We start from the raw sequence: 17,087 nt of genomic DNA, 5'->3' as shown, positions 1-17,087 counted from the left end.
CTAGAACAAGTAACAAAGGAATTCTCATGTTGAATCGTCTTAAACAATTTAGACGCTCAGGAAAAGGCTATATCGGCATCCCTATCGTGTTGCTGATGATTTTGGCTATGGTGATTTTGCCATTGCCACCTTTGCTACTCGATGCGCTGTTCACGTTCAATATTGTTCTGGCTATCTTGGTGCTACTGGTCAGTACCACCGCAAAAAGACCGCTCGACTTTTCCATCTTTCCGACTATTTTGCTTATCGCCACGCTTATGCGACTCACCTTGAACGTGGCCTCGACTCGTATCGTTCTACTCGAAGGCCATAATGGTGGAGATGCGGCTGGTAAAGTTATCCAAGCCTTCGGTGAAGTCGTGATTGGTGGTAACTACGTCGTAGGTATGGTGGTCTTCATCATCTTGATGATCATTAACTTTGTGGTCATCACCAAAGGTGGTGAACGTATCTCTGAGGTCTCAGCTCGTTTTACCCTTGATGCGCTCCCTGGCAAACAGATGGCAATCGATGCGGACTTAAACGCGGGACTAATTGATCAAGAAGCGGCAAGACAAAGACGTAAAGAAGTCGCCAACGAAGCTGATTTCCACGGTTCGATGGATGGTGCCTCTAAGTTTGTGCGTGGCGATGCTATCGCAGGTTTAATGATTCTGTTTATCAACATTATCGGCGGTATCAGTATCGGTGTGTTTGAACACGGCTTACCCGCTTCTGAAGCTTTCAAGACCTATGCACTACTGACCATCGGTGATGGCTTAGTGGCACAGATTCCATCACTGTTACTGGCAACGGCAGCGGCCATCATTGTTACTCGCATCAATGACAGCGATAACGATATGACCGATACCATGCATAAGCAGTTATTGGCGACGCCAGCAACCTTATACACGGTTGCTGCCATTATGCTGATTATTGGTCTAGTGCCAGGCATGCCACATCTCGCTTTCTTCACGTTTTCTGGTGTACTAGCGTTTGCAGGCTGGCGTCAATCCAAAGCTCCTGTTAACGATCCGCAGCTTGATGAAGTTGAAGCGATTTCTGCTGCCATGCAAGCAGACAATGAGCAACCACTATCTTGGGATGATATCCCACATGTACACAGCTTATCGCTAGCCTTGGGTTATCGATTGGTCCACCTAGTAAATAAAGATCAAGGTGCGCCGCTGACACAGCGTATTCGAGGGGTACGTAAAAATCTTTCCGAACAAGTGGGCTTCTTAGTTCCAGAGGTAAGTATTCGAGACAACCTGAGTCTTAAACCTAACCAGTACACCTTATCACTTAACGGTGAAATCATCGAAGAAGGCTTTATCGAACCCGATCGTCTGATGGCTATCGCTGTTGGTGAAACTTATGGCGAAGTGGATGGTATCTTAGGCAGTGACCCTGCTTATCATTTGCCGGCGGTTTGGATCGAACATAAAGACAAAGCCAAAGCACTTAATATGGGCTATCAAGTCGTCGATGATGGCACCGTTATCGCCACACACATTAGTAAGGTGATGAAGTCGCATCTAGCGGAATTATTTACTCACGATGACGTGGATGCAATGAATCTGCGCTTAACCCAACAAGCGCCTAAACTCTCCGAAGCGCTCGGTGCAGCTTTAAACCCAGCACAACAGTTAAAGGTGTACAGGCAACTACTGCTCGATCAGGTTCCTCTTAAGGACATTCGCACCATTGCCAATACCATGCTGGAATCAGCAGAAAATACTAAGGACCCTATTCTTATTGCTGCCGACGTGCGTTGTGCACTGCGCCGCACTTTAGTAAACCTTGTGGCTGGGCAACGTAAAGAGCTAAGCGTGTACGCACTTTCTGATGAGCTCGAACAGATGTTGATGACGTCACTACAACAAGCTCAAGCCAATGGCAGCGTCATGTTAGATAGCTTCCCAATTGAGCCAAATATCCTAAGTCAATTCCAGCAAAACTTGCCGCTGATAAAACAGCAGCTTAAGCAACAAGGGCTTGCGCCCATCTTATTGGTCATGCCCCAGCTAAGACCTTTGATCGCTCGATATGCCCGCACCTTCTCGCAAGGATTGGCGGTACTGTCTTATAACGAAATCCCAGAAAACAAACAGATAAACGTGGTAGGAAACCTTGGATAACCTAACTTCAAACCAAGCGCTGTATCGCTACCTACATCAGCTAGTGGAGCAGCATGTCGTTACGGAAGACGACCAGATTATTTTTGACGCTTTTGAACAAAATGACATTCGCCATGCCTGTCAGGCCATTCGCGACACCAAAAACGGGGAAGTCGAGTTTCAGCATTTAACGTTGCGATTCGGCAGCCAAAGTGAGCAAAGCGTCTACCAGTTTGACCTTTCTGATACGATGCGCTTTTGTCTCGATTTGTACAGTTTGTATCTCGCCTTACGCCAAACCAAATTCCAAATAGAGACCTTTCACCCAGATCTCACCAGTAATGTCGTCGTGCCTATTAGCAGTGATGCCCTACTGTGGGAATCAGGTGAGCACTTTCTCAAACAAGTGATTCGATACCACGCAGGCGCGTTCTACCATATTATCCCTTCACTGCAGCTGGGTGAGACCACCCCTTTGCATGAGCGGGTCCATGGATTAACTGAAACCCTCAAAGAGCAAGCTTTCGCATTATGGTTCGACGTTGACCCAAGCCAAGGTATGTTCGAACAGTTACTGCCCTTCGAGCCCGATGCGCTCAAAGTGGCAGCAACGTTAGAAAACAAACAAGACCGAACACGGTTATTACCTTTGGTGAAATTCTGTCGTAATCATAAGTTAGCTTGGGTGGCAGGACGAATCAGTAATCAAGATGAACTCACCCAATTTAAGCGCCTTGGAGCCAGTCATTACTTTGGCTACTTCAGTGATATTCCGACCTCAATGTCATTTAAGTCATTCGGTGATGCCGGTAATGATGAGTACTAACCAAGCGCTTATTTAAACCACATCGGCGCCTCTCCTTTCACTCTTTCTAGCAGAAAAGAGAGGCCAACTTCCCTAACAAAATCGCTATTTTTCGGAATAAACCTCACACTTTCCTACCCAAAATCAATAATTTCCAAGTTTTTTTCATTTTCCAATTAATCCTAGAAATTAACCGACCGCCTCTTGTTAGTGAGCGGGGCGAATGTCCCACATTGATATAGATTCAAGGAGAATGACAATGGCTTTATCGATGCACACTAACTACGCTTCGCTAGTTACACAAAACACTCTGAACAACACAAACGGTCTGCTAAACACAGCAATGGAGCGTTTGAGCACAGGTTACCGCATTAACTCTGCAGCAGATGATGCAGCAGGTCTTCAAATCTCTACTCGTTTAGAATCTCAAACTCGCGGTATGAACGTTGCAATGCGTAATGCACAAGACGGTATCTCAATGATGCAAACTGCTGAAGGTGCGATGGACGAGATGACAAACATCGTTTACCGCATGAACGACCTAGCAACTCAAGCATCAAACGGTTCTGCTTCTACTGCTGACAAAACTGCACTGAACAAAGAATTCCAACAGCTTAACGAAGAGCTAGTGAACATCATGGATTCAACTAACTTCGGTGGTCAAAAGCTGTTTAACACGACTGGTTTCGCTGCGGGTGCAGTTAACCTACAAATCGGTACTAATGCTGGTGAGCAACTAGCAGTTGACGTATCTACAGACATCACAGCGCTAAACACAGCAATCGGTGCAGCTGGTGGCTTTGCTCTAGGTGATATCTCGACAGAAGCTGGTGCTCAAACTGCACTTACTACTCTAACAGGTGCAACAGGTGACGCAGGTCTTCTTGCTGATATCGGTACTACACGCTCAAGCTTTGGTGCGAACATCAACCGTCTAGAGCACACTATCGTTAACCTTGGCAACATGGTTGAGAACACATCGGCTGCGAAAGGTCGTATCACTGACGCTGACTTCGCGGTTGAGTCTTCAAACATGACGAAGAACCAAATGCTAATGCAAGCGGGTACAACAGTTCTATCGCAAACTAACCAGCTACCTGGTATGGCGATGTCACTACTTCGCTAATAAAGCAAGCATCCTTAATAATTGGTGCGGTGATCGCTACCAGCCAACCGCATCGGTTATTTTTGGATATGATGAATTTTCCTTCGTTAACTATTCATCCGTCCTTTTAGCCTCCTTCGGGAGGTTTTTTCATTACTAGGTGGTGCTTGATGGGATGTAAAGAGATGAGAACAGAACCAACTCTGAACCCAGATCTCATATTGCCACTTATCTTATCACCAGCGATTAATACCTCTCACCATCAAGCCGCCTTAACCCTCTGAGTAATAGGCAGTTTACTGGTGGAAAAGCGGAACTAGCACAATGGAAACAGCGCTTCCGCCCACGAAATAAAACTAGTCTAACCAATTGAATTTTAATGTTTTAAATCATGGCATACATCTTGATTTAACCCACTAAGAATACTGTGCTGTCCATCCCTATTGCACGGCGAGCAGCAAAACTAAGGAGCACTCCAATGAGTTCGTTTGACCCAATCACTATGGCGACCAACCTTGCCACTTATGATGTGCAGCCATTTCAGCAGCGCTATCAAATGCAAGCGGATAAGTATCAGGCTCAAATTACTGCGCTAGGCAAAGTGGAATCGGCATTACGCGAATTCCGAACTGCCGTAACCAACATGAACAGCAGTAGCTCGAACATCATTAAGAATACGGCAACAGTTTCACAAGAAGGTTTCCTTTCTGCGACGGCCAATGCCAGTGCCATGGCGGGCAGCTATCAGGTGTTTGTGGAACAAGTTGCCACTGCACACCAACTCTCAACGGGTATGCCAGCCGACCTAGATGCCAACACTGAGATTCCAACAACAGGCACGCTCGATTTAACGGTTGACGGTAAAACCCTATCACTCGATCTATCAACAGTTGATACCGACGGCGATGGCAAAGCAACCATGGCCGATTTGGTTTCCGCTATTAATAATGACCCTGATAACCCGGGGGTGAATGCCACTCTGGTTCGTTCCAATGGCCAGACGCACTTTATGTTATCAAGTACTGAAACGGGTGTTGCCAATAGCGTAAACGTGTCAGCTTCAGGCACTGGGGCATCCTGGTTTGAAGATGCCTTTACTAACACCAGCAACATCAGTACACCGCAAGATGCCGTCATTTGGCTAGGCGCTGAGGGTAGCGGCCTAAAACTGACCAACAGTAGCAATACCTTTACTGGCGTTATTGATGGTGTTGACCTGACGGTCAGCAAGGCGCAGGTCTCGGGAGAGCAACCGCTTACGCTGACTATTGGTGCCGATGATGAAGCGACAAAAGAACAAGTTAACGCCTTCATTGACGCTTACAACACTCTGATGTCTACCATGGATGAATACACTGGTATCGGCGGGGAAGATAAAGCACGTGGCGTGTTAGCGAGTGACCCAACACTTCGCTCTATTGAAAGCCAACTCACCAGCATCATTCGTGGTGAATACAACGGAATGCGCCTAAGTGAAGTAGGTATTGAGATTGATCGCAGCGGCAAGATGACACTGGATGCCACCAAGTTCGAAGAGGCGCAGAAAAATAACAGTGCCGCGCTAGAAGCCATGTTTAACGGCGACGGTAATCTTCTGGATTCCATCGACACCATGGTTGACCCATTTTTGAAGTCGACAACCGGTCTTTTCAAAACCCGTAAAGACTCCCTACAACAGAACATTTCGCGCATTGACGACAAACAAGCAACGTTAGAGCGCAAGTACGACATGGCGTACAGCCGCTACCTCAAACAATTCACTCAAATGAACACTTTAATGACACAAATGAACCAAACCATGAGCATGTTTGGTTAGGGCTAGGAGTACAAAATTATGCTAATGGATTCAGGCTACGACTCATATCAGCAGGTCGATTTAGATGCCCAAGCCGCCGCCGCAAACCCACATCAACTAGTGGTGATGCTGATCGACGGTTTACTTAATGAGATAGAACGTGTGCGCGGTCATATAGGCGCAGGGCGCTTAGCCGAAAAGGGTGATGGTATCAGCAAGTGTATGAACATTCTTGTCGGCCTCGATAGCGCACTTGATGATGAAAATGGCGGCGAAATCGCCGAAAACTTGCACCAACTTTATGACTTCTGCCAAATCGAACTCTATCAAGCCAGTATCCACAATGACGTGGAAAAACTCGCCAGTGTAGAGCGTGTGATGGGCAATATCAGAGAAGGATGGTTGAATTTTGGCAATCAAGCATAAGGTGTCCCCTGAGCGATTCCGACACCTAAGTAAACTTATTGAAATCGCGACAAAAACGGAAGATTGGCACGCACTAAAACGCTACGACGTACAGCTTCGTGAGCTTTTGGATACCCATAGACCTTACTTAAAGGATCCTAGGTTAGCGCCTGAAATTCGCCACGCTAGACAGACTCATTTAGCGGCGTACGAAGCGTTGTCCGTTGCAACCAGTGAACTCAAAAAACGCCTCCACAGTGTGAGCGAGGAAAAAGAGCGAACGGTGGCTTATCAACTTGCGATGACATTGGAGTAACCCCATGCTAACCATGACCAATATTCAAAGTGGTGACAGTTCGGCGCGTGTTAGTGATGGTTCATCAAACCAGAGCATTAATGCAGCAAGTACCTCATCACCTAAGGACGCTGCTGTCCCTTTTGGCCAGCTCATTAAAGCGCCAAAACAACACGACAAATCCGTGGTTGATGACCCTTTGTTATCCAACGGAGCAGATAACGCTGACGAAAGTGCTATGCACGCTACACTCGCGACACTGATTACCGAGCCAGAGTTGCCTAAAGGTTCTGCCGTTGCAACAAGCCAAACACCTGCAACCTCACTGCAGCAACAAGCTTCCGAGCTACTTAGTCAGTTTGTGGTCAATGCCAATACACGCCATTCCGCGGCACCTCAAGTTGAGACACATGTCGCTCACCCATCAATAGCGATAGGTAAAGAAAACTCACCACGTAGCTCGGTCAACTCGGCTCTGCTGGTGACACAAGCAGCTCCAGACAACACCGTCTCTCGCCCCATTAATCCAGAGATAGCTAACTCACTAACAAACTTAAGTAGCCAGCCAGTGCCAGCCCAACAAACTCAAGGTCACCAGACTACTCCTGCGCCAGTATCCACCACACCTTCCACAACAGAATGGGCACCGGTTCGAGTGGACACTCAAGCAGGTAAATGGGGAGAGCAAATGCTGCAGGTGCTCAACGATCGAGTCACCCTACAAGCTCAACAAAATTTGCAAGAGGCTCGGATCAGATTAGATCCGCCCGATCTTGGCAAATTGGATCTTATGGTTCGTGTTGAAGGCGATCGCTTAAGTGTGCAAATCAATGCCAATGCCGCTGCTACACGCGAAGCATTAATGCAGGTCTCAGAACGTCTTCGATTTGAACTGCAAAATCAGAACTTTATGCATGTTGACGTTCAGGTCGGTACTGGAGAAGGCCAACACGAATCACCGCAGCATAGTCAGGAGGAAGAGTCGACGGTTCTCGCCTCGCGTCGCTTTGATGATGACTCTTCATTTCAATCCACATTCACCACTGCTGAACACTGGCTCAGTACGCAAGCCTAGTGCTATGCGCTAAGTACCTCATAGGAAATAAATTATGACTAAACCGCAACTCTTCGCCATGTTCATCGCCATGATAGTGACCAGTGCCTTGGTCTCTGCTACTACTGTGTTTGGTGCAGCCTGGTATTTAAAGCAAGCGGGCGATGACCGCAGCATGATTGAAGACACTCCACTGTCGTTTTTGACTCAAGACAACCAAAGTAGCCAAGGCCCAAGCTTTCAATCATTGGACAAGGTAGTACTGAGTGTCAGAGGCAAGAAGCAAACTCACTTTGTAATGATCGAGCTAGCAGTAGAAACTCGCCGTCCAGATCGACTACAGAACATCAATGACTACATGCCCATTGTCCGCAATGCCATGCTCAACTTGTTCAGCCAAAAAACTTATGAAGACCTTCACGGCGAGCAAGCCCTTGCATCGCTACAAGACGAAGTAAAAAACACCGTGATGATGGCGTTTGCTAAAACTGAGGTGATACGCGATATCGACGATGTGCTGCTTACCAAATACGTCGTGCAGTAGAGGCCGCCTATGTTGGATATGAATTACACGGACAGTTATGGTGTCGCTGACGAAGTGAATTCGCCAACGACACCTATTGATGAAAATCGTCTTCTGAGCCAACACCAGATTTTGGTGAAACGAGTGGTCAATCAACTGCGTAACCATGCTACTACCCATTGCAGCATCGAAGACATGCAGCAAATAGGTTTGATAGGGTTACTGGAAGCAGGGCGTCGCTATGGCAATATCGACGATCCCAACTTCCCAGCATTTGCTGTGTGTCGTATTCGAGGCTCTATTTTGGATGAGCTACGTCGACTTGATTGGCGTTCACGTAAAACACGCCAGCAAGCCCATGAGCTCAACGATATCACCCGCGATCTCACCAAAGCACTAAAACGAATGCCGACGGAGCAAGAGATCATTAAAGCCCTCGGCACCGATCAAGCGGATTATCACACTCGGCTCAGCGCCTCAATGGCTGGCGAGATGCAAAGTCTCGATCAGTTGATAGAAAAAGGGCTGGAAGGTCAGGTAGATAGTGCCTATGAAGGCATGAGCCATGAGCATATTCGCCGCAGTCTAGAGGTCGCTCTCGCAAAATTGCCAAAACGAGAACAACTGCTGATGACACTATTTTATCAGCACGAACTCAACCTACATGAAATTGCCTTGGTACTCGAACTGACACCACCACGGATCTGTCAGCTCCACAAACAAGCGCTAAAACAACTCAACCAATTACTATCTTCTTAGGAGTCACATATGCAAAAGTTTATGGGCGCGATCATTATTCTGATGTGTGTCTTCGGCGGTTACGTTTGGGCCGGGGGAAGCATGATGGCCATTTGGCAGCCAGCCGAATTTCTGATCATTATCGGTGCCACAGTCGGCTCATTGATCATAGGTAACCCTCCGCAAGTCTTGAAAGAAATGCGCAGCCAGCTTCGCTCTATTATGTCACCTCATAAGGACGAGCAAGCGTTCTACATGGAATTAATGGCATTACTACAAGTCTTGTTGGAAACCGTTCGCAGTGGTGGCTTCAAAGCACTCGATAAACACATCGAGAACCCAGAACAAAGCCCGATTTTCAACCGTTACCCACTGGTTAGCCGTGATTATCGTCTTGTTTCTTTCATTACCGACAATTTGCGTTTAATGGCAATGGGACAAATGTCGCCTCATGAATTAGAGGGACTACTAGAGCAAGAGATTGAAGCGATTGAATCAGACCTGCTGCTTCCATCTCGCTCAATGCAACGTACGGCAGAAGCTCTACCCGGTTTTGGAATATTGGCAGCCGTTGGCGGGATCATCATCACCATGCAAGCTATTGATGGTTCCATTGCCTTGATTGGCTATCACGTCGCCGCCGCTCTAGTAGGTACATTTTTAGGTATTTTTGGTTGTTACTGCTGTTTAGACCCAGCCAGTAATGCCATGGCTCAACGCGTTAAGCGTGATATGTCAGCCTTCGATTGCATCCGCGCGACACTGGTCGCCTATGTAGCGAAGAAGCCGACGTTGCTCGCGATTGATGCTGGCCGCAAACACATTCAGCTCGACATCAAACCAACCTTTAACCAAATGGAGAGGTGGCTAGCTGAACAGGAGGGATAATGCAAAAACAAGAGCAAGTCGTCTTTAAGCGTTCAGGACGCCGCCATGACCATGAGTACCATGGCGGTGCTTGGAAAGTCGCCTTAGCCGACTTTATGATCGCGTTAATGGCTCTGTTCCTCGTGTTATGGGTAATGCAAGTGGTCGACAAAGAAGAGCGCAAAGCGATTGTCGCCCACCTACAAATGGCCAGTGTTTTTGATAAGAGCACTGGCAGCCTTTTCGATACTTCACAAAGTATCTCCCCTATTGATCTTGCCTCCGACTCATCGGTGACCAGCCGTCATGACTCAGTGCATACCGTGACCTCTTTTTTCCAAGGTGATCGCGATGGACCAGAGTCTGACTCTCTGATAAATGGTACCTTTGATACCCAAGAGCGCTTAGAAGCCTTGGCGAAAGTGGTCAATGAAATGATGCGCCAGATTAATGCTGATGGGAACGTTGACGTCACGGTCACACCGCAAGGCTTAAGAATCGTGCTGCAAGATGACTACAAACAAAACATGTTCCGACGAGGAGGTTCAACACTTACCCCTTTCTTTGAAGACCTGTTATTGGCATTAGCACCGGTATTCCAGCGCGTTGAAAACCCGATGATCATCAGCGGACACACCGACGCAACGCAATACCGCAAAGCGTTCAGTAGCTCCTCTAACTGGGAACTGTCCTCATCTCGAGCCAACAGCGCCCGACAAACCTTGGTCGCTGGCGGCATGCCTGAGCAGAGGGTGCTACAAGTCACCGGAATGTCTGACCGAGCGCTGCTCAATCAACAGGATCCTAAATCGAGTGAGAACCGCCGTATTGAACTGTTTATCTTGACCACTCCAGCTGCCGAAGTGATCAGCACCTTATTTGGCGAACAGCCGACTAACGAGGTCGAAAAGGCACGTGAGAAGGCTCAGTTTAATCAACCTGTGTTCCGAACCGATACCATTCGCTTTGAGTCGGAAAGCACCTCTTCCGTTGAGCCGCAAGCACTTTAGCTTGCGCGCTTAATCAGGTGTTCTATGCTTAGGTAGAACACCTAAATATGCTAATAATTTCTTATTAATTTCATCGAAGTAGAGCGTGTTATGCGTCAAACTCATCCTCACATTGCAGACAGCAAATCTGACCCGCTTCAAAAAGCATTTTTGTGGCTGATCATTATTGATTACGCGTTGCTTGCTCTGTTTTTAAGTCAGTTATCCACGCTGTCTTTAAAAGGAGGAACGGGGATCAGCTTACTGCTAGTGGTTTACAACGGCCTACTGACCTTCCTCTGCTTCCGACGCACCAATAAGCGCGACGCCTATATCATCTACCCCACGCTTTCCGCCATGTTGTTGGCATTTATCTGCTTTTTGTATTTTTTCTTTTTGGTGTGATTTGAGCTCTATTTAGTAAGTCATTTACCTCCGGTGTCATCCCCCCAAAAAAACGTTCGTCATTCCCTTGAAAAAGGGAATCTCATACAGCGCATCGCAAACCTAAATGACATAGTTTACTCTTTAATTTTCAGTTATCTACGTGCTTTAGAAGTTCTTCGTTGTCACGAAGATGACTGTCTATTTGAGATTGCAGGAGACAGGATACCGCCGTGACCATTCTGTTTTCACGGGCAGCTGCAAATCCTCACATCCGTGAGGAAAATGATTTGTTTCCGAGGTTTTCGAAGGGATTATTTAAGCAACGCAACTACAGTATGACGACGAACATTCGCTTGTGCGTTGAGGGCTTTAAATGTAGTGGTGAAGTCTTGAGAGAGCTGAGTGAAGTCATTGAGCTTTTGGGAAACTTGTTCTGAAGATGGCACATTAGACTGGCTTTGAATGCGCGTCATTTGGGTATTCAATTGAGATTGAAATTGTCTGGCTTCGTTTAAGCTTACTTGTGCTTGCTGTAGATGTTGATTGACCTTAGCAATGGACTGTTTGATGCCATCTCGAGACGCTAAGTCAAATTTTAACTCCGCCATGCCATCAGGCTCAGCTTGAATATTGAATGCGTTCGCTTGTCCGGCAGGGAAACGGTGTCCTTGCCCAGTAACCAGCACTTGTTGCTGCATGGCCGCATAAGCAGATTCGTGGACATCAAACAAAATGCTGCCATCCTGCGATAAAGAGGCACGCATACCCATGGGTATTAAGCTGCGATCGAGCTGTTTCACCGTTCGAACACCATCAGATTGGCCATCAAACTGCAACACAACCGAACCACCACTTGGGAAATCCAGTCGAATTTGCTCGGCTCTCTCGCTCATACGATGGACATTGAGTCCTGGAATAGAAAAACGACGCACATCGGCGGTATCGAGTTTAAGATTAAGCTCATTATCCACCACTCGCTTGCCATCAAACCGCGCTTGATTCAATGTCGCTTCAATCGTGGCTTTAGAGCGTGCCAACGAATCAGGCATGTTACTGTTAACACCATTCGAAAGCGCTTGGGTCAGTTGGCGTTTAACTTGGGTGAGCTCTTTACCGACTCCTTGCAGCGCCTTAGTAGCAATCTGCACTGAAGTAGCGTGTTGCTGGCCTTGTGTAAGCAACACGCCTGAAAGTGAATAAGCTGACGTAATGTCAGCTTGAGGTCTTAGCAGGCGCTTTGACAGTGAGGTACTGGTATCAGTGGACGCTTGTGAGGGCGCGATACTGGCCGCTTCTTGCCCTGTTAGCTTGATACTATGCGGTCTAACTTCAACCGTACTTACTGCCATAACACCTTTCCTTGTTAACTAATTCTTAGACCTAAATACGGTCGAAAAGCGAGAGATCGTTAATTTTTACATAGCTGGCTTGAGTTGCTTGTAATGCCGCCATGTAGTTGCTGAGACGAACGGATGCTTCACCATAATCCAACGCAGAGATATCACTGGTCACTTTATCAACGAATAACTTGTTTTCACCGTGTGCGCCATCCATCAAATCAAGGTTATTGTGGCGACCACCGATCTCTGTCATCGCCCCGAGCACGTTACCCAAGGTATCATCTATGGCGTTTAGGCTAGCATCAACTTCAGCTTGGAAATTTGGACTCGGGTTCTTAAATTCGACAATCAACGCGTCGATTTGATTAAGTACGTTGTTTCCTCCACCAAGCTCAAGAATATCCTTGGCCGTCATGTTCGACTCCATAGTGACGCCTTTCGCAACCGTCACCACTCGCTTATCGCTGTTACCATCCACGACATAACCTGCTCCAGAATTTGATAGTGCTGGTATATCAGTTTTGGTGCCAGAGAACAAATAGTGCCCTTCTTCATCCTGAGCATTAAACGAAGACTCGATGGAATCACGTAGACTTTCCAGCTCGGTGATCATGCCGTCGCGATCTTCGTCCGTTAGCGTGCCATTAGAACCCCATAGCACCAATTCACGCATACTTTTTAAGCTCTCATTAACCGAATCGAGATAAACCTCTTGGCTTGATAGCGTGGTTTTCACATTAGCAATATTGCGTTGATATTGATTGATTGCGCTGCCTTCACGGTCGAGGTTCAACAACTGAATCGAGGCCATTGGATCGTCAGACAATTTAGTTAGCCGATCACCCGTAGCCATTTGTTGTAGCACTTTGCCAAGCCCAGCATTATTGGTCTGCAAGCTTTGCAGCATCATCTGGCTAAATTGAGTATCACTGACTCTCATACTAACTCCTTAAAATAACTGCAAAACGGAATCAAACAGCTGGTTAGCCGTGCTGATTACCTTCATATTGGCATTATGCGCATTGGCAAAGGTCATTAGGTTTGCCGCTTCTTCGTCACTATTGACGGCACTGACGTTATCGCGCGCTGCCACCGACTGTTCAAACATTGACTGTTTCGCTTGGTAATCTGATTCCGCTTGGCGAGCTTTGATTGCCGTTTCGCCAACCATCGCAGTAAACGCGTCATTCAGCGATAGGGAACCAAAGCCAGTGATACTCACTGGTTTATTACTGATGGCAATCAAGTCCTTGAGATTATCACTGTTACCTGGGTTGCCATCGCTCGAAAATGCTAACTCATCCGACTTAATATCCGTGATAGTTAAGCTGGCAGCTGGGTTCGCTGGATCGTAGCTAAATAAGGCTTTACCCGCATTGCCATTAAGATCCTGACCTGCCGCCAAGACCGCATTCATTTCATCCGCTAAACTACGCGCCATATCATCAATGGCATCTTGATAAGGTTTGAGTACATCCACTTGATAGTCATGAAGTGAGCCTAACTTACCGCCAAGATCACCTTTAACCGCAAAGGTTTGATTGCCAAACTCAATATGGATGTCGGCAAGATAGGGATCGCTTGGGTCAGGAATCGCTTTAATCACACTGGCATCGCTGCCCATTACTAAGGGCTGCCCTGAAGCCAATGAGACTTGAATACTGCCATCCGCTTGGTCGGTGGTCTTCACTTCCATCACTTTGGAAAGTTCTCCCACAAGCGCATCACGCGTGTCCATCAACTGCGCAGGGTTACCACCCGTGCCTTGCATTTCGACAATTTGCTTATTCACTTCCGCGATATTGGACATCAAGCTATTTGCATGAGAAATGGCGGCGTTACGCTGGTCATGTACATCTTTATGTTGATTATGCAGCGATTCGGTCAAGGTATTGAAGCGGCGAGCTAAGGCCTCCGACTCATTAATCACCTGTTGACGCAGTGGGGTTGATTCAGGCTTTGTCGTCGCATCGTTTAGAGATGCAAACAGAGAATCTAAGCCCGCCGACAAGCTAAACCCATCAGCCCCTAACATGTTTTCCAACTGGCTCATGGCGCTGGTATAACCCGACGCATAGTTAGCGGCACTGGCCGTTGACCACGTTTGCTTCACCAAATATTGATCGGTCACACGGCGAATACTGGTCACTTCCACCCCCATTCCGGGGCTGGTTTTATCGTATTTCCCCCCAGCCAACGACGCCATCACCGCTTGCTGACGGCTGTATCCCGGCGTATTAATATTGGCGACGTTTTGAGCGGTCACATCCAATGCCACTCGGTTGGCATTCATGCCTGAAAGCGCAATATTGACGAGGTTCATAACTAGAGCTCCGTTGTTCTAATAAGAGGCTGAGAAAACGCCATGGTCGTGGCCGCCTCGCTTGGGGACTGAATAGTGAAGGCGACGGAATCATCTGGGCCATTAATCAAGTCATCACTGTGTAGTGAGGCTATGGTGTTAACTTGTGAACTTGCTTCCATATCATTCGCCGAACCTAAGGTACGTGTTAGGCTTGGATCGAACTGTACTTCCAGATTCGATGCGACGGCTTGCGTCGGACTCAGTTGTTTCACCAACATATCGGCAATGCCGGAGTTCTGTTTTTTGGCAAGTTCGATAGCCAATTGTCCATCATGCATATCTCGAAACACGCCATGTTGCTGCGACGAGAAAGGGCTGTCTTCATCTGCCAGTACGTCACTACTGCTGCGCATTTGGCGCAGTACCATTTGCAAGAACATGGCTTCGAACTGCCCTGCGACTTCTTTTAGTGCACCTTGCTCATCGGCACTGTGTTTAATGTTGGTCAAAGCGGCATTGTCGTGATAGAGCATGCTATTAATTCTCGTGCTGTCATTCATCGCGTCTATTTTCATCACACTCTCCTAGATCACTACTAACTCGGCATTGAGCGCACCCGCTTCATGCAAGGCCTGTAGAATGGACATCAAATCGGTTGGGGTTGCCCCTAAACTGTTGACGGCATTCACGATGGTGTTGAGCTCTGTCCCTTCGGGCCAAATCACCATTTGCGCTTGGTCTTCACTGATATCAATTTTCGATTGATCGACCACAACCGTATCGCCGTCAGCGAAAGCATTCGGTTGGCTCACTTGTTGAGACTCAGTAATCGATACCGTTAGGTTGCCATGGCTTACCGCGGCTTCCGTCACTTTTACGTTTTGTCCTACGACAACCGTGCCAGTACGCGAGTTAAAGACAATACGAGCAGGTTTGCGCCCCTCTACGACACTCATTTCCTCTAGCATCGACATCATGGTCACACGCTGCTGAGTATCTTTTGGCGCGCGCATATCGACGCGTACTTTGTTAATAGCAATGGCCACATCTGGACCAAACGTACCATTGATTTCACGAGCGATATTTTTTGCCGTGGTGAAGCTGGCTTTACGTAGATTCAACGTGATTTGAGAACGCGAATTAAAGTCCGACGGGATCTCACGTTCCAAAGTGGCGCCATTAGGCACTCGTCCCGCGGTAGGCGTATTTACCGCGATTTTAGAACCGCTGCGTCCTTCAGCAGACACACCTCCAACCACCACATTGCCCTGAGCGACTGCGTAGACTTCACCATCCACACCTCGCAATGGCGTTAAGAGTAACGTGCCTCCACGTAAACTTTTGGCATCACCAATAGACGAGACCACTATATCCAACATTTGCCCAGGGCCTGCCATCGGGTCCACCGAAGCAGTGACACTCACCGAGGCGACGTTACGCAATTTTGGATTCGCATCATCACCGATTTGTACCCCAAATTGGCGCAGCATATTGGTGATAGACTGAGCGGTAAACTTCACTTGGTTTCGGTCACCTTGGCCGTCGAGACCCACAACCAAACCATAACCAACAAGCTGGTTAGTGCGCACACCCTGTACGTCCACCAGATCCATAATTGGGATTTCTACCTCGGCTCTGGCTGATGACATCATACCGAGAGCAAATGCCAGTAGAATTGAAGTAAAGAAATAGCGTTGTTGAGTCATTAGAACGGCATCCATGGGCTGGTAAAGAACTGAGTGAGCCAACCAGCAGAGTTGCTGTCAGCTAAAGCACCACGTCCAGAGTAGGTGATGCGCGCATCCCCTATGCGATGAGAAAACACTTGGTTGTAACGGTCCACATCGTCGGCACGAATAATGCCCGTGACGCGAATAAATTCATCGCCTTGGTTAAGACGAATCCATTTCTCACCGCTAATTTTAAGTACGCCATTGGGCATCACTTCATGTACCGTGACCGTAATAGCGCCTTCTAACTTATTACCTTGGGAGCTAGCGGCACTGCCATCAAAAGCTCGGCTGCCATTAAGACCCACCGCCGTCTCGTCAAAGGTCTTTCCGCCAACGGTTGCCGCACCAAAATCCACTTTAGACGTCTTGCCGAATTTGGTATCCGCTTTCTTGCTCGATTGCGTTTCCTCCACCAGCAAAATCGTCAGTACATCACCCACTCGGTACGCTCGACGGTCTTGGAATAAGGTTAAGTTATATTGGTGGCGATAGAGGCTTCCTCCCGTTGCTTGTGGCAGCGCGTAATTGAGCTCAGGCGGCGCATACTTTTGTTCATCCGGCTCTGGCGGTACAAACTCTGGTCGAGCTGCACAGCCAGTAAGCACGAGTAGCCCAATTACCACTCCCCAGCGAGAAAGCCATTTCAT

The 17,087-nt window shown here is 47.7% G+C and carries 18 protein-coding genes; 12 read left to right on the top strand and 6 right to left on the bottom strand.

Annotation, left to right across the window (positions count from 1 at the left end):
- The first annotated feature begins 26 nt into the window (after nucleotides 1-26).
- From flhA to VTH8203_RS13535, 12 genes are all read left to right on the top strand, one after another.
- A complete protein-coding gene (flhA, locus tag VTH8203_RS13590; protein ID WP_096994159.1) occupies nucleotides 27-2,120 on the top strand; it encodes a flagellar biosynthesis protein FlhA in 2,094 nt (697 codons plus the stop codon).
- The gene (locus tag VTH8203_RS13585; RefSeq protein WP_096994158.1) at nucleotides 2,113-2,925 is read left to right on the top strand and encodes an EAL domain-containing protein; all 813 of its coding nucleotides are present in this window, start codon (nucleotides 2,113-2,115) and stop codon (nucleotides 2,923-2,925) included. Before flhA ends, VTH8203_RS13585 begins: the two co-directional genes overlap by 8 nt.
- 238 nt (nucleotides 2,926-3,163) lie before the next feature.
- Nucleotides 3,164-4,030, top strand: a complete 867-nt coding sequence (gene lafA, locus VTH8203_RS13580) for a lateral flagellin LafA (protein ID WP_063604222.1) — start codon at nucleotides 3,164-3,166, stop codon at nucleotides 4,028-4,030.
- Between the two features lie 457 nt (nucleotides 4,031-4,487).
- Nucleotides 4,488-5,825 (top strand): flagellar filament capping protein FliD, encoded by a 1,338-nt coding sequence (gene fliD / locus VTH8203_RS13575; protein WP_096994157.1) that lies wholly within the window; start codon nucleotides 4,488-4,490, stop codon nucleotides 5,823-5,825.
- 18 nt (nucleotides 5,826-5,843) lie between these two features.
- Complete coding sequence (fliS, locus tag VTH8203_RS13570) at nucleotides 5,844-6,230, top strand: flagellar export chaperone FliS (RefSeq protein ID WP_006072145.1); 387 nt, start codon at nucleotides 5,844-5,846, stop codon at nucleotides 6,228-6,230.
- Nucleotides 6,214-6,525 carry a hypothetical protein gene (locus VTH8203_RS13565; RefSeq protein WP_006072143.1) on the top strand — a complete coding sequence of 104 codons (312 nt, stop codon included), beginning with the start codon at nucleotides 6,214-6,216 and terminating at the stop codon, nucleotides 6,523-6,525. The genes fliS and VTH8203_RS13565 overlap by 17 nt, the downstream gene beginning before the upstream one ends.
- A gap of 4 nt (nucleotides 6,526-6,529) precedes the next feature.
- The gene (locus VTH8203_RS13560; RefSeq protein ID WP_244181214.1) at nucleotides 6,530-7,579 is read left to right on the top strand and encodes a flagellar hook-length control protein FliK; all 1,050 of its coding nucleotides are present in this window, start codon (nucleotides 6,530-6,532) and stop codon (nucleotides 7,577-7,579) included.
- A 34-nt stretch (nucleotides 7,580-7,613) separates the two neighbouring features.
- Nucleotides 7,614-8,102: a flagellar basal body-associated FliL family protein gene (locus VTH8203_RS13555; RefSeq protein ID WP_096994156.1), complete on the top strand. Its 489-nt coding sequence runs from the start codon at nucleotides 7,614-7,616 to the stop codon at nucleotides 8,100-8,102.
- Nucleotides 8,103-8,111: 9 nt separating this feature from the next.
- Nucleotides 8,112-8,840, top strand: a complete 729-nt coding sequence (locus VTH8203_RS13550) for a FliA/WhiG family RNA polymerase sigma factor (RefSeq protein WP_006072137.1) — start codon at nucleotides 8,112-8,114, stop codon at nucleotides 8,838-8,840.
- A gap of 9 nt (nucleotides 8,841-8,849) precedes the next feature.
- Nucleotides 8,850-9,707: a flagellar motor stator protein MotA gene (motA, locus tag VTH8203_RS13545; protein WP_006072135.1), complete on the top strand. Its 858-nt coding sequence runs from the start codon at nucleotides 8,850-8,852 to the stop codon at nucleotides 9,705-9,707.
- Entirely contained in the window at nucleotides 9,707-10,696 is a 990-nt protein-coding gene (locus VTH8203_RS13540; protein ID WP_096994155.1) for a flagellar motor protein MotB, read from the top strand. The genes motA and VTH8203_RS13540 overlap by 1 nt, the downstream gene beginning before the upstream one ends.
- A 90-nt stretch (nucleotides 10,697-10,786) precedes the next feature.
- Nucleotides 10,787-11,080, top strand: a complete 294-nt coding sequence (locus VTH8203_RS13535; protein ID WP_063604217.1) for a hypothetical protein — start codon at nucleotides 10,787-10,789, stop codon at nucleotides 11,078-11,080.
- 293 nt (nucleotides 11,081-11,373) lie between these two features.
- On the opposite strand, the gene VTH8203_RS13530 is transcribed toward VTH8203_RS13535, so the two are convergent.
- From VTH8203_RS13530 to flgH, 6 genes are read right to left on the bottom strand one after another with little or no spacing between them, the layout of a single operon-like run.
- On the bottom strand, nucleotides 11,374-12,411 hold the full coding sequence (locus VTH8203_RS13530) for a flagellin (RefSeq protein ID WP_096994154.1): 1,038 nt from the start codon (nucleotides 12,409-12,411) through the stop codon (nucleotides 11,374-11,376).
- A gap of 31 nt (nucleotides 12,412-12,442) precedes the next feature.
- Entirely contained in the window at nucleotides 12,443-13,342 is a 900-nt protein-coding gene (flgL, locus tag VTH8203_RS13525; protein WP_096994153.1) for a flagellar hook-associated protein FlgL, read from the bottom strand.
- A gap of 9 nt (nucleotides 13,343-13,351) precedes the next feature.
- Nucleotides 13,352-14,725, bottom strand: coding sequence for a flagellar hook-associated protein FlgK (flgK, locus tag VTH8203_RS13520; RefSeq protein ID WP_096994152.1), 1,374 nt, complete (start codon nucleotides 14,723-14,725; stop codon nucleotides 13,352-13,354).
- 2 nt (nucleotides 14,726-14,727) lie between these two features.
- Complete coding sequence (locus tag VTH8203_RS13515) at nucleotides 14,728-15,282, bottom strand: rod-binding protein (RefSeq protein ID WP_096994151.1); 555 nt, start codon at nucleotides 15,280-15,282, stop codon at nucleotides 14,728-14,730.
- Nucleotides 15,283-15,291: 9 nt separating this feature from the next.
- Nucleotides 15,292-16,413 carry a flagellar basal body P-ring protein FlgI gene (locus VTH8203_RS13510; RefSeq protein ID WP_006072123.1) on the bottom strand — a complete coding sequence of 374 codons (1,122 nt, stop codon included), beginning with the start codon at nucleotides 16,411-16,413 and terminating at the stop codon, nucleotides 15,292-15,294.
- Nucleotides 16,413-17,087: a flagellar basal body L-ring protein FlgH gene (gene flgH / locus VTH8203_RS13505; RefSeq protein WP_096994150.1), complete on the bottom strand. Its 675-nt coding sequence runs from the start codon at nucleotides 17,085-17,087 to the stop codon at nucleotides 16,413-16,415. The genes VTH8203_RS13510 and flgH overlap by 1 nt, the downstream gene beginning before the upstream one ends.

This window comes from Vibrio thalassae (assembly GCF_900089835.1).
Lineage (GTDB): Bacteria > Pseudomonadota > Gammaproteobacteria > Enterobacterales > Vibrionaceae > Vibrio > Vibrio thalassae.
Note: the sequence above shows the minus strand (reverse complement) of the source record. Positions and strands in the feature narration are given on the sequence as shown.